Annotated in this window: 10 protein-coding genes; 6 read left to right on the top strand and 4 right to left on the bottom strand. The window is 38.1% G+C overall.

The features are described from left to right. Nucleotides 1–249 precede the first annotated feature (249 nt). The 3 genes from PGN18_RS13155 to PGN18_RS13145 form a co-directional block, all read right to left on the bottom strand. Nucleotides 250–1,338 (bottom strand): PQQ-dependent sugar dehydrogenase, encoded by a 1,089-nt coding sequence (locus PGN18_RS13155; RefSeq protein ID WP_335319963.1) that lies wholly within the window; start codon nucleotides 1,336–1,338, stop codon nucleotides 250–252. Nucleotides 1,339–1,533: 195 nt separating this feature from the next. Further along, nucleotides 1,534–3,912, bottom strand: coding sequence for an endonuclease MutS2 (locus PGN18_RS13150; RefSeq protein WP_335319962.1), 2,379 nt, complete (start codon nucleotides 3,910–3,912; stop codon nucleotides 1,534–1,536). Nucleotide 3,913: 1 nt separating this feature from the next. Then, on the bottom strand, nucleotides 3,914–4,447 hold the full coding sequence (locus tag PGN18_RS13145) for a DUF4296 domain-containing protein (RefSeq protein WP_335319961.1): 534 nt from the start codon (nucleotides 4,445–4,447) through the stop codon (nucleotides 3,914–3,916). A 93-nt stretch (nucleotides 4,448–4,540) separates the two neighbouring features. Here PGN18_RS13145 and PGN18_RS13140 point away from each other — a divergent pair, with 93 nt between their 5' ends. The 4 genes from PGN18_RS13140 to PGN18_RS13125 all read left to right on the top strand — a co-directional run bounded on the left by PGN18_RS13140 (nucleotide 4,541) and on the right by PGN18_RS13125 (nucleotide 8,290). After that, nucleotides 4,541–5,242, top strand: a complete 702-nt coding sequence (locus PGN18_RS13140; RefSeq protein WP_335319960.1) for a YggS family pyridoxal phosphate-dependent enzyme — start codon at nucleotides 4,541–4,543, stop codon at nucleotides 5,240–5,242. A gap of 1 nt (nucleotide 5,243) precedes the next feature. After that, the gene (locus tag PGN18_RS13135) at nucleotides 5,244–5,711 is read left to right on the top strand and encodes a GNAT family N-acetyltransferase (RefSeq protein ID WP_335319959.1); all 468 of its coding nucleotides are present in this window, start codon (nucleotides 5,244–5,246) and stop codon (nucleotides 5,709–5,711) included. A gap of 1 nt (nucleotide 5,712) precedes the next feature. Next, entirely contained in the window at nucleotides 5,713–6,987 is a 1,275-nt protein-coding gene (locus PGN18_RS13130) for an aspartate kinase (RefSeq protein ID WP_335319958.1), read from the top strand. A gap of 115 nt (nucleotides 6,988–7,102) precedes the next feature. After that, complete coding sequence (locus tag PGN18_RS13125; RefSeq protein ID WP_335319957.1) at nucleotides 7,103–8,290, top strand: class I SAM-dependent methyltransferase; 1,188 nt, start codon at nucleotides 7,103–7,105, stop codon at nucleotides 8,288–8,290. Between the two features lie 516 nt (nucleotides 8,291–8,806). Here the strand turns inward: PGN18_RS13125 and argS are convergent. Next, on the bottom strand, nucleotides 8,807–10,579 hold the full coding sequence (argS, locus tag PGN18_RS13120) for an arginine--tRNA ligase (RefSeq protein ID WP_335319956.1): 1,773 nt from the start codon (nucleotides 10,577–10,579) through the stop codon (nucleotides 8,807–8,809). A gap of 361 nt (nucleotides 10,580–10,940) precedes the next feature. Between argS and PGN18_RS13115 the strand changes: the two genes are divergently transcribed. Beyond that, on the top strand, nucleotides 10,941–12,386 hold the full coding sequence (locus PGN18_RS13115) for an arginine deiminase family protein (RefSeq protein WP_335319955.1): 1,446 nt from the start codon (nucleotides 10,941–10,943) through the stop codon (nucleotides 12,384–12,386). Between the two features lie 62 nt (nucleotides 12,387–12,448). Further along, on the top strand, nucleotides 12,449–13,381 hold the full coding sequence (ctlX, locus tag PGN18_RS13110) for a citrulline utilization hydrolase CtlX (RefSeq protein WP_335319954.1): 933 nt from the start codon (nucleotides 12,449–12,451) through the stop codon (nucleotides 13,379–13,381). Nucleotides 13,382–13,472: the final 91 nt, after the last annotated feature.

Raw genomic sequence — 13,472 nt, 5'->3', positions numbered from 1 at the left:
AATTGTCATATCTAAAATTTTAAATCTATCAGGAATGTAAATTGATTGGAATTAATCTAAATAACTCTTAACTTTGTACTGCAATGATTTACGAGAGAGAAGAAAATACATTCATATTGCCCACCGACCCTGAATTTCAAAAAGGTATGGGTTTTATTTTCAGTTGTACTGCTGAATACAAAAAATGTTGCGAGAAATTTAAAAAAGGTAAACGCTGCAAAAAGTGTCCCGGGCGCAAAAAGTAACCGCTTATTTTGCTATCTCCACAATTTTATCATCGTTTCCATTACTGGTGCAGATGTAAATTTTCCCTTCCGGCGATTGGCAAACAGCTCTCACCCTACCATAAGTATTAACATAAAAATCTTTTGTACTTGTTATTTTAGTTTGTGCATCATCAAATTTCAATTGCATCAATTTTGTACCCTTCAATACCGCTAATAGTAAAGAATTTTTAAACTGCGGGATATAGTTGTTATTGTAATAGGTTAAACCACTGGGTGCGATAGTTGGTGTCCAATTGATGAGCGGTTCTGCTACATTGTTTAAGCTACAAAAAGATTGCTCTCCGCTTTCATTACAAAAACCTTTGATATTTGGCCATCCATAATTTCTGCCTTTTTCAATGATATTAACTTCATCATCAGAATCAGGTCCATGCTCTGAAGAGAAAATTTTGTTGCCCACCAAGGTCAATCCCTGGGGATTGCGATGTCCTAAAGACCATACCGGGTTGTTAGGATAAGGATTATCAGCAGGGATAGAGCCATCTAAGTTTATTCTTAAAATTTTCCCGGCTAAAGAATTAATATTTTGAGGAAGATTAGTATCAGCAGCATCACCAGTACTAATAAATAATTTACCTCCGCTGATTAACAAGCGTGAACCATTATGAATAGAGGCAGCCGGAATCTGATCCAATAAAATGAATGGGCTGGTTAAATTTCCCCCTGCATAAGTATAACGTACCACCTTAGCTTGATAGGTACTTCCATAATCATATACTACATAAACATAAGGGTTGCTGGTAAAGTCGGGATGTAATGTCATGCCAAGTAAACCTCCTTCACCGTTAGTGCGTACCTCAGTTATGGTTAACAATGCTGTTACCTGACCTGTAGCAGGGTTTAACCGACTGATTTTGCCCGCTTTTTCAGTAAACCAGATGAAATTATCCGGACCATATACCATTTCCCAAGGCAGATTTAGTCCTGATATAATTACTTTTGATTTTAATTCTACATCAGGCAAGTTACCTGGATCTTCATTACCATTGTCGGTTTTTTTGCAGTTTGTGGCAAACAGTACCACAAAAAGGCAGAGTAATATCTTTTTCATAAGCGTAACGTTTTAAAAATAACACGGTTACGTTTATAAAGTTTTATGTGCTGTCTGATGTTTCCATCTAACAGGATAAATGCTGTGCTTGCGCTCGTTTTTAACGAGTGCATAAATAGAGCTGCGATTTTATCGCAAAAATATTATTTAAAGTGTCGAATGGTAACATCCAACACCACTACCAAATCTAACTTATCAATTCAAATACACATACGTGATGCCATCGCCTCCCCTATCCGCATGTTCATCTTCCATTCTGTTTACCTGACTATATTTGCGTAAATATTCCCTGATCATCTTCCTCAAAATCCCATCACCTTTACCGTGAATCAGTTTAATAGATGGAAAACCCAGCATAATGGCTTTGTCTAAATATTTCTCTACTTCGAACAGGGCATCTTCAGTTCGTTTTCCACGAAGATCGAGTTCAGCCCTGAAGCCAGAAACCGCGTCATTCATGCGTCCATTGAAAGAATTGGCGCTGCTTTGAATTACTTTTTTAGCTTCGCGGTTGCTCACCTTTTGTACGCGGTTCTTTTTAACTGTTGATCGTAAATCACCAATAGCCAACACCAGTTCATTTCTGTTAATTTCTAAAACCTGACCGATCGTTTCGCTATCATTAAATTTCACCAAATCGCCAATTTCGATTTCGCCGCCAATTACCACCTGAACAGGTTTAGGGCGCTCCTTCGGTATGGTATTTTTAACCAGTTCCTTTTGTAAATTTTGACGGAGTGCCTTTGTTGCTTCTTTATCAGCTTGCTTTTCTTTTATCTCGGCAATTGTATTTTCGACCAGCTTATTGGCATTTTTTATAATGTTCTGTGCCTCTTGTTTCGCTTCTCTAATCAGTACCTTTCTATTCTCTTCTAAAAAGCTTTTTAATTTTTCATTTTCAGCAACCAGGTTTTTGGCTTTATTCTGCTGATTGGCTAAACTTACCTTGGCATCGTAAACAGTTTTCTTTTCCCGTTCCAGATCAACAAGCATTGTATCTATCCTATTCTGATTCGAACCTGTTTTTTCTTTTGCAAGCTGAATAACCTCCTTAGGCAAACCAATGTTCTGTGCAATTTCAAAGGCATAGGAACTACCTGGCTTACCCATTTCCAGGATATACAATGGTTTCATTTTGGCATTATCGAAAAGCATGGATGCATTTTCTAAACCCTCCGTATTGCCGGCAAATAGTTTTAAATTAGAATAGTGTGTGGTAATTACCCCCCTAACCTTTTTATTATTTAATACTTCTAAAACAGCTTCGGCCATTGGCCCGCCAAACTGTGGATCGGTACCCGTACCAAATTCATCAATCAGCACCATTGTTTTAGGTGAAGCATGTTCTACGAAATAGCGCATCTTCTTTAAATGTGCACTATAAGTACTTAAATCACTTTCTATCGACTGATCATCGCCGATATCGGCGAAAATATTTTCGAAAATCCCTACCTCACTATTGGCATCAACCGGAATTAACAGGCCAGTTTGCAACATAATCTGCAAAAGACCAACTGTTTTCATACAAACCGATTTACCACCCGCATTGGGTCCAGATACCAGCACCACACGTGTTTCGGAATCTATATGAATATTTAAGGGGGTAACACTCCTCTTTTCAGCAGCAAATGAGATTGATAACAAAGGATGCCTTGCATTAATCAACTTCGTTTTAGCCTCCTTTAAGAGACCCGGCATTTCAGCATCAATATCCATCGAAAATAAGGCCTTTGCCCTCACAAAATCCAGTTTGGTTAAGAAACCATGATAAGAAAGCAATAATGGTGAATACGGCCGCAGATCATCCGTTAAGGCAATTAAGATTTTGATAATTTCTCGGCGTTTGTCAAACTCTAAATCGCGTAGCTTATTATTTAAAGTAAAAACTTCTTCTGGCTCAATATAAACGGTTTGCCCTGTCGCCGATTCATCATGCACAAAGCCTTTTAGTTTACGTTTATTCTCGGCCAAAACCGGAATACACATTCTCCCATCCCGAATGGTCAAACTACCATCAGCAACCCAATTATTGGCTATGGCTTGCTTATAAATAGCATCCATGCGCTTACGTACATCCTGCTCGGCTTTCGAAATGGCTGAAGTAATTTCCTGCAATTCTTTTGATGCATTGGGCTTAATCTTGCCTTTGGCATCAATTACGGTTTCTATCTTTCGGAGAATATTTTTCTCAATTGGGAGATGTTCAAATAATGCTTCAAGTGTAGGGTATACTTCTGCGCGTTCTTCAAAAAAACGAAGGACAGAAAAAACAGTCTGCAATGAAGTGTAAACCTGAAACCACTCCTCTTCTAAAAGGTATGTACCTTCAACCCTGATTTTTTCAACCAGAGATTTAATATCAAAAAAGGTATTAATCTGTAAAGGCTCCTGATTTTGCAGGATGCTCTTAAACTCGTTGGTTTGACGTAAGAATTTATCAATTTGATCAAAACGGTTCATCACCTGCATCTTCTCCACCATCGCCTGGCCCATTGGGCTCAAACAATGTTTGCTGATCAGTTGCCTGATTTCTACAAAACCTAAACGTTCTAAACAATTATCGGGATATAACATACTATTGTACTGCAACTGGCGTGGGCGATGTGCTCACCATTCCAGCTTTCTTTATATTAATGAGTGAATCGGCCTCTTTTTTCTTTTTGGCAATCGCTGCCACAGCTTTAACCTTTGATAAAGAATCGGGTTTCATTTTTTTTGTAATCGCAAGAGAATCGGCCTTAAATTTCTTTGCTATTGCCAAGGAATCAGTTTTAAATTGTTTTTTCTTAATTAACAGATCCGCTAATTCCATTCCTTTTTTTTGTTTAGCCAGCATTTTCTGTACGTTTTTGTACACGGCGTCCAGTTCCACAGGATTTGTGTTGTACCAAAGTAAACTTTTGTTATACTGGGCAGAATCTGTCCCAAACTTTTTATAAATTCCATTATAATATGCGGCAGCAACCCTCTTTGCCGAGTCTACCATGTAAATGCTGGTAAGGTATCCGTCTACAATGTGCATATCGTATAAAATCTTTTCCATTTGATCAGGTTTAATAATGTCATCAGGTATGCCAGGCTTACAGCCCAACCATAATATAGCTGTCATTAAAACCCATATTAATCGCTTCATGCTTAATTTAAATATTATTTTTTGCCCAAATTGCGGCAAGGTTATTAATTTTACCAAAAATAGTTATAAATGAGCATAGCTGATAATCTTAAACAATATAAAAGCGAAGTTGAATCGGATGGGGTTAAACTCATTGCAGTTTCAAAAACACAGTCAATAGACTCAATTTTAGAAGCATACCATGCTGGACAACGTATTTTTGGGGAAAACCATGTACAGGAAATGGTTGAAAAAGAGGCGCAACTTCCAAAAGATATCGAATGGCATTTAGTTGGTCATTTACAAAGCAACAAGGTAAAATACATTGCCCCTTTTGTTAAACTCATTCATGGAGTTGATAGCCTTAAGTTGCTGCAGGAGATCAATAAACAGGCTACCAAAAACGATCGCATAATTGATTGCTTATTACAGGTTTATATCGCTGATGAAGACACCAAATTTGGACTTGGTTTTGATGAAGTAATCGAACTGTTAAGGGCTGAAGAGTTTGCAGAATTGAAAAATATCCGTATTGTAGGTTTAATGGGAATTGCGACCAATACCAAGAACGAAAAACAGATTGCGACGGAGTTTAACGAACTAAAGGTATTTTTTGACGGCATTAAAGTTAGCTTTTTCCGTAAAGATGATACGTTTAAAGAGATATCAACCGGAATGAGTGCCGATTATAAAATTGCAATTGAGCAAGGAAGTACAATGGTGCGCATTGGAAGCAGTATTTTTGGAAAAAGGATCATCAAACATTTCAAAAACGATATTTCGGCAAACTAATATGGAATTTAATATCAGATTTGCAACAGCAGAAGATTGTCCAAGAATATTGGAACTAATTAATGAACTGGCTGTTTATGAGCGGGCTCCTGATGAAGTTACCGTCACTTTAGATCAATTCATTGATGCTGGTTTCGGTAAAAACCCCGTATGGAAAGCTTACGTAGCAGAAGTAGATCATACCATTGTGGGCTTCGCGTTGTATTATACACGCTATTCTACCTGGAAAGGATGTAGGTTATACCTGGAAGATTTTATCGTAACAGAAGAATTTAGAGGAAAGGGTTTAGGCAAAATATTATTTGAAAAAGTAATAGAAGAGGCAAAAACCGGCAACTATAGCGGCATGGTTTGGCAAGTGTTAGACTGGAATGAACCAGCAATTAACTTCTATCATAAATATAAAGCACAGTTAGAAAGCGGATGGATAAATGCATCGCTATCTACAGAACAGATCAAGGCATTTTAATATGGATATTTTTAAATTTGGAGGTGCCTCGGTAAAAGATGCGGCAGGTGTAAAAAATCTGGCCAATATTGTACGCGATTACAAAAAAGGAAATCTGTTGGTTGTTATTTCTGCTATGGGAAAGATTACCAATAGACTGGAAGACCTAACCCACGCTTTCCTCTCACAGAATGATGATGCACATGCAATTTTTGAAGAGATTAAACATTTCCATTTCAGTATTATAGATGAACTCTTTGAGGAAAAACAACATCCTGTCTATGATGATGTAGCCAATACCTTTGTTGAGATAGAATGGCTGATTGAAGATGAACCAGATCAAAATTCTGATTATATCTACGATCAGATCGTATCTATAGGTGAAATCGTTTCCACTAAAATTGTATCAGCATGGTTGAATGAAACGGGAAGTAAAGCCCTATGGGCAGATGCACGCAACTATATCCAGACTGATAATACATATAAAGAAGGTAAAGTAGATTGGGTTAAGACGCATCAGATTATACAGAAAGATTTAGCACCACTTTTAACTGATAACATCATTGTAACACAAGGATTTATTGGTGGAACAAGCGAAAATTATACCACAACGCTGGGTCGGGAAGGTTCAGATTATTCGGCGGCTATATTTGCGTCTTGCTTAGATGCTGCTGCGCTAACCATATGGAAAGACGTACCTGGGGTATTAAATGCAGATCCGAAGTGGTTTGATGAAACAGAATTGATTGCCCAACTTTCTTATCATGATGCGATTGAGCTTACGTACTATGGCGCAACAGTCATCCACCCAAAAACCATAAAACCCCTTCAAAACAAAAGTATTCCACTTTTTGTGAGGTCCTTCATCCAGCCAGAAGGCTTGGGAACGGCAATCACCAAAGAAAATAACCCATTACCTGTCCCATCTTTCATTTTTAAGGTAAACCAGGCCCTAATTTCTATTTTTCCAAAAGACTACTCATTTATTATTGAAGAAAACCTAAGCAATATTTTTGAGCTTTTCCATACTCATAAGATCAAAATCAATACCATGCTTAATTCAGCAATTAGCTTTTCGGTTAGTATTGATGATCATCCCGTTCAGATTGAAAAACTGATCAAAGATTTATCGGAAGAGTTTACCGTAAAATATAACAGAGGACTTGAACTGGTAACCATCCGTTATTACAATCAGCAAACCATTGATCGGGTAACCATCGATAAAGATATTTTATTAGAAGTGAAGAGCCGGCACACCTGCCAGATGGTGATGAAAAATAAAAGTAGTAGCAAGTAAACAGTATCAAGAACCAAGATTGGATACCAGCCTTGATACTTGCTACTCGATACTCGATACTTGATACTTGATACTTGATACTTGATACTTGATACTTGATACTCTATACTAAAATATGAACAATAAACTTTTAGCTAAAGCCGTACAAGATTACATTAATGCAAATTTAAATGCCGATGTAAATCAGATTGCTTTAGCAAAAAGTATGTTTGAAGGGATTAGTCCTGCAGAGCTAGCTACACAAATCGCAGCAAAAAAGAAATCGGCGAAGAAACTACCTACCTGGTTTCATACAGAAAATATCTATTACCCCCCAATATTATCCATAGAACAAACCTCGTCAGAGCTTACTGCAGAATACAAATCAAAACTTGCTAAAGGAGACACATTGATTGATATTACCGGAGGTTTGGGAATCGACAGTTATTACTTTTCGCGAAAGGTCAAGACAGTAACACATTGCGAAATTAATCCAGAATTAGCTGCAATAGCACAGCATAATGCGCAGGTTTTAAAAGCAATTAATATAGCGTTTAAAGCGGAAGATGGCATTGCTTATATCAAAAAAAATGATACATTTTTTGATACCATCTATGTTGACCCTGCAAGAAGGGCCGAAAAAGGCAAAGTTTTTATGCTTAAAGATTGTACACCCGATGTGACAAGCAATCTGGATATATTATTGGAAAAATCGTCAAGGATAATTATCAAAACTGCCCCATTACTGGATATCTCTGCTGGCTTAGCAGAACTGAAACAGGTGAGCGAAATCCATATTGTGAGTGTAAAAAATGAATGTAAAGAACTGCTATGGATAATCGATAAAGGTTACGAAAACGATACAAAAGTTAGGGCAGTAACCTTAAACAGAGGAAATGAAAAGGATTTTTCTTTTTATAAATCATCATCAAATGCCTCAGTACAATTTACAGACAATTTGAATATTGGTGAGTACCTATATGAACCTGATGCCGCATTACTAAAATCTGGTGCCTTTAATTTAATCGGCACAACTTACGGTATCATAAAATTACATCCGCAAACGCAGCTGTTTATTGCCGATCAAGTAAAAACAGATTTTCCTGGCCGTATTTTCAAAATTGAGTCGATACTGAACACTGGAGACCTGAAGAAAGATACTAAATTAAAAGGTAATGTAATCGTACGCAACTATCCTGCAAAACCAGAAGATTTAGTGAAGAAATATAAAATTATAGCCGATCAGGATCAGTTTTTGATTTTTACCAAAATTGCAAATGGAGCAAATGTAATTTTGAAAGCATCGATTATACAGTATTATTAGTTGTATTGCAGGTTCCAGGACCAATCAATTCATCTTGGCCAATAAACAAGGCCAAAAACGGCCTTCATTAAACTTGATTATCAATGTGATAATTCTTTCCAGGCAATCCTATTTTTTCAAAATGTGTAAACCTCATTAAGATCAACGCCACTGAAGTAATAGACTCCAGTACTGAGTTATCGATTTTGCTCACCAAAAAAAGCAGAAATAATGCCGTAACAGTACAAGCAACAAGTGCCTGATAATTAAATCTAACCTGTTTAACGTATTTAAATATCGAAAGTGTTGCGCGTCCGCAATTGACAGAATTTTAGTTGTTCTTAAAAGTGCGGCTACCATATCCTAAGATCAAATAAGCAAAAGGCGGAAATTTAAAATAAACCACCGCCGCCTAAAACAGCATCTATAAATTCCGCACTAAAAGACATAAAACACAGTAAGTCAACTTATTTACCACCCTATCCTGTAAATACCTAAACATACTACATCTTCCATTTTAGCTTCTTCCTTTTACATTTACATTCTTTCGGGAGAAGTAATACCCAGAATCAGCATGCCAGCATAAATAATATCGGCAGTTTTTTTGCAAAGGTTTAAGCGGAATTGTTTCACTTCACCTTCTTCAGTTTTTACGATTGGCGGTACCTCATGGTAAAACTTATTGAACAGCTTGGCCAGTTCATATAAATAGTTGGCTAAACTTGCCGGGCTGAAAGCTTTCGCCGCAATTTCTATTTCTGCAGGGTATTTAGCCAATTGAAGAATCATTTCCAATTCTACATCACTGATCCCGCCAAACTCCAAACTCCCAACGCCAAACTTGTAATCAGATTTATTTAACAATGATTTGATCCTGGCGTGGGTATACTGAATAAATGGTCCGGTATTGCCTTGAAAATCGATACTTTCTGCCGGATTAAACAATAAACGCTTTTTAGGCTCTACCTTTAACAAGAAATATTTTAAGGCCCCCAAACCAATGTTTTTGTAAAGTTCTTCTTTATCTTCCTGAGGAAAATCGTTGGTTTTACCCAACTCCTCCGTTTTCTCACGAGCGGTATTGATCATGCTTTCAATCAGTTCATCGGCATCTACCACGGTTCCTTCACGACTTTTCATTTTTCCGTTAGGTAAATCTACCATGCCGTACGACAGGTGATATAATCCTTTCGCCCAGCTTTTACCCAGTTTCTCTAAAATGAGGAACAACACTTTAAAATGGTAATCCTGTTCGTTACCTACCACGTAAATCGATTCATCCATATTGAAATCGTCGTGTTTCATTTCGGCAGTACCCAAATCCTGAGTAATGTAAACCGAAGTACCATCGGCACGCAATACCAGTTTCTGGTCTAAACCATCTTCAGTTAAATCAATCCATACCGAACCGTCTTCTTTTTTAAAGAAAACACCTTTGGACAAACCTTCATCAACGGTACCTTTCCCTAAAAGATAGGTATTGCTTTCGTAATAAAACTTATCAAAATCTACACCCAGGTTTTTATAGGTAATATTGAAACCCGCATATACCCATTCATTCATCGTTTTCCAGAGCGAAACCACTTCGTCATCGCCCTGCTCCCACTTTAAAAGCATTTGCTGCGCTTCTTTAATCAACGGAGCATTTTTCTTGGCTTCATCTTCCGTTTGCCCTGCCACCTTTAAAGCTTCAATCTCTTTTTTATATTCTTGATCAAATATGACGTAGTATTTGCCTACCAAATGGTCGCCTTTTTCGCCCGTACTTTCAGGGGTTTCACCATTGCCCCATTTTTGCCAGGCCAGCATTGATTTGCAGATGTGAATACCGCGGTCGTTAACCAGGTTCACTTTTACTACATCATAACCATAAGCTTTAAGCAATTCGGAAACCGAATAACCCAATAAGTTATTGCGTACGTGCCCCAAATGTAGTGGTTTATTGGTATTTGGCGATGAGTATTCTACCATGACCTTTTTCCCGTTTGAGGGATATACACCAAAATCAGGCGCCAAAATTTCTTCATTAAACTGATTCAAAAAGTAACTTTCGGCAATGCTTAGGTTCAAAAAGCCTTTAACTACATTAAATTTGGTAATATTCCCTACATGGGCCACTAGATATTCGCCTATTTCGGTAGCCGTTTGCTCAGGCGATTTTTTAGAGATCTTAGTTATTGGAAAAACCACAATGGTGGCCTGACCTTCAAATTCTTTACGTGTTTCCTGTATATTGATTACACTTTCAGCTATTTCTTCTTTGTAAAGCTCCAAAATGGCTTTTTGTGTCTCGGTAATAATAAAATTCATGGACCAAAAATATGTAAAAAAGGTGGAAGGTGAAAGGTTTATGGCCTAAGGTTTTGAGCTTCTAGAGGTTTTGGAAAGCTACTGTAGTGCCGGTAGGGCCCGGATATTCCTTCTTTACGCTGTAGTCCCGATTGAAAAATCGGGAGCCGCCGCAGCAATAAGGTTTAAAGATGCTGGTGCTGTGCAATAAAGAAGTCGGGAGACCAAGATCCGGGGCTAAAAGACAGGATGCCTGTAATGATAACAACCATTAGGCTTTTCGATTTCCGGCGCCTATTTATGCCTATATCTTCGGACTTTCGGCCCCCCGGACTTTCGGACTGTCAAAAATTCTAATAGATTTGCAATAACTAACTTTTTTATGAGCGAGCAGAATCTAAACTTTAAAGTGAATGTAAACACCGAAATCGGCAGGTTGCGTAAATTGTTAATTCATAGCCCGGATAGTGGTTTGGGCAAAGTGGTACCATCTAAAGCGCAAGATTGGCTGTTTGAAGATATTGTACATTTAGATACCATTCGTAGGGGTGAATACGATTATTACATCAAATTATTGATGTATTTTTTAGATCCGGATAAAATCAAAGGGAAACTGGCTGAAATTGATTCAGAGAAGGCTAACCGAAATTTCTATAAGCCCAATCACCCCGAGTTTCACAATTCAACTGCGGTAATAGAAATACAGAATTTGTTGAGTGAAATGCTGGAGGATGAATCTATCCGGAAAAAACTAGTGGCTGCAGTTTGTGCAATAGAGGGTTGTACTTATAAAGTTCAGATCGAACTGACCCAAACTCCCGCTAAAGAGCTGGCGGAGATTTTTATTTCAGGTACCCTTGCCAACGATACGATGATCTTTGCCCCAATTCCCAACCTGATTTTCACTCGCGATGTAGGCACCACGATCAACAACCATATCTTATTAAATAAACCGGCAAAAAAGGCGCGCGTACGCGAAACGCTTTTGATGCGCTATATTTTCTTTAACCATTCGTTATTTAAGAGTTACCGCAATAACATCCTCGAAATTCCGGATGTTACCATGCACTTTTTACGTCCTGGCGATGAACCTGCTTTTAGCACCACATTGGAAGGTGGCGATGTGATGATGGTTAGCCCTAACCACGTACTAATTGGCTGTAGCGAACGTACATCAGAACATGGCGCTAACGAAGCCATTAAACTTTTGTTTGAGCAGAACGTGGTCGAAAAAGTAACAGTGGTAAAAATACCGAGCAAACGCGATTACATGCACCTGGATACTGTTTTCACACAGGTAAAACGAAATACCTGGGTGATTTTAAACTCAATCGCCCATTCGCCAAAATACAATCCTTATGAGCCGATCAACTTCTTAAAAGAGCCAGAAAAACTCGAAGCCACTACTGCTATTCAGTTTACAAAAGCCAATCCACAGGAACCGAAGCATTTCGAACATGTAGAAGCCTTATTGAACGATATTAGTCAGAATGATTTAAAGAGTACCGAACCAACGAAGATTATTTATAGCGGAAACAATACTTTCCCTTACGATTCAAGAGAACAATGGACCGATTCGTGTAACTTGTTAGCCATTAAAGAGGGGGTAGTTTTGGGTTACGACCGGAATGATAAAACCGTTGAAGCATTTAAAGCAGCTGGTTTTGATGTAGTTGATGTAAAAGATTTAATCCAGGATCTGGAAAGTGGTAAGGTAAATACTGAAACCATAACTGATACTTTGATTTTAATGCCATCAGCAGAACTTTCGCGTGCCCGTGGGGGTTTCCATTGTATGAGCCTACCGATTTTAAGAGACAATTTATAAATATAACGTCATACTGAATTTATTTCTGCATCTAATCAAAAAGATCCTGAAATGAATTCAGGATGACGAATAGAGAAAGAAAAATGCAAACTACCAGCCATATCCTTATGATCCGCCCGGTCGACTTTAAATTTAACGAGCAAACCGCGGCGAATAATAAATTTCAGGTAGCATCCGAAACACAGGATGTACAGGAGCAAGCCTTAAAAGAGTTTGACGGTTTTGTTGAACTGTTAAGGCAAAATGATGTTGATGTTACGGTAGTTGATGATACCCTGCAACCAGAAACGCCCGACTCCATTTTCCCAAACAACTGGGTTTCTTTTCATGAAGATGGCTCAGTTTACCTCTACCCTATGTTTTCTGAAAACCGCCGTTTAGAGCGCAGAAAAGAAATACTGGAAGATCTGAAAACGAGATTTGAACTGAAGCATTTAAGCGACCTAAGCTTTTACGAAATGCAATATGCTTTTTTAGAAGGCACTGGCAGTATGGTGTTAGACCGCACCAATAAAATTGCCTATGCTTGTTTAAGCGTACGTACAGATGAAGAAGTTTTAAATAACTTTTGCATGCTTAGCGGATACGAACCGGTTATTTTTCAAGCAGTAGATAGCGACAATTTCCCGATTTACCACACCAACGTAATGATGTGTATTGGCGATCGTTTTGCAGTGGTTTGTCTTGATTCTATCCGCAATGCTGACGAACGTATTCAGGTGAACATCAGTTTAAAAGGGAGCGATAAAGAAATTATCGAAATCAGTTTAGCACAGATGAATAAATTTGCGGGGAATATGCTACAGGTTTCCAATGCGGCAGGTGAAAGTTTGCTGGTGATGTCTGAACAGGCATATCTATCTTTAAATCCCGAGCAGGTTAAAACATTAGAACAATACAGTCGCATCATTTATGCGCCGCTTTACACCATCGAAAAAAATGGTGGTGGTAGTGCAAGGTGTATGCTGGCAGAAATACATTTGCCGGTTAAATAAATGATTAGTTGTAAAATCTTGCTGTAGTTCGCAAAGATACGAACCACTTTTATTTCGGCCACGGAAGCACGAAATACAAGGAAAATCCAAT

The sequence above is a fragment of the Pedobacter terrae genome, from assembly GCF_036946585.1.
GTDB classification, from domain to species: domain Bacteria; phylum Bacteroidota; class Bacteroidia; order Sphingobacteriales; family Sphingobacteriaceae; genus Pedobacter; species Pedobacter terrae_C.
This window is presented reverse-complemented; position numbering and strand designations above follow the sequence as displayed.

Bases quoted from the DNA above. Each gene is read 5' to 3' on its own strand.
- PGN18_RS13155 (WP_335319963.1), bottom strand. From the start codon at position 1,338: ATGAAAAAGATATTACTCTGCCTTTTTGTGGTACTGTTTGCCACAAAC.
- PGN18_RS13150 (WP_335319962.1), bottom strand. From the start codon at position 3,912: ATGTTATATCCCGATAATTGTTTAGAACGTTTAGGTTTTGTAGAAATC.
- PGN18_RS13145 (WP_335319961.1), bottom strand. From the start codon at position 4,447: ATGACAGCTATATTATGGTTGGGCTGTAAGCCTGGCATACCTGATGAC.
- PGN18_RS13140 (WP_335319960.1), top strand. From the start codon at position 4,541: ATGAGCATAGCTGATAATCTTAAACAATATAAAAGCGAAGTTGAATCG.
- PGN18_RS13135 (WP_335319959.1), top strand. From the start codon at position 5,244: ATGGAATTTAATATCAGATTTGCAACAGCAGAAGATTGTCCAAGAATA.
- PGN18_RS13130 (WP_335319958.1), top strand. From the start codon at position 5,713: ATGGATATTTTTAAATTTGGAGGTGCCTCGGTAAAAGATGCGGCAGGT.
- PGN18_RS13125 (WP_335319957.1), top strand. From the start codon at position 7,103: ATGAACAATAAACTTTTAGCTAAAGCCGTACAAGATTACATTAATGCA.
- argS (WP_335319956.1), bottom strand. From the start codon at position 10,579: ATGAATTTTATTATTACCGAGACACAAAAAGCCATTTTGGAGCTTTAC.
- PGN18_RS13115 (WP_335319955.1), top strand. From the start codon at position 10,941: ATGAGCGAGCAGAATCTAAACTTTAAAGTGAATGTAAACACCGAAATC.
- ctlX (WP_335319954.1), top strand. From the start codon at position 12,449: ATGACGAATAGAGAAAGAAAAATGCAAACTACCAGCCATATCCTTATG.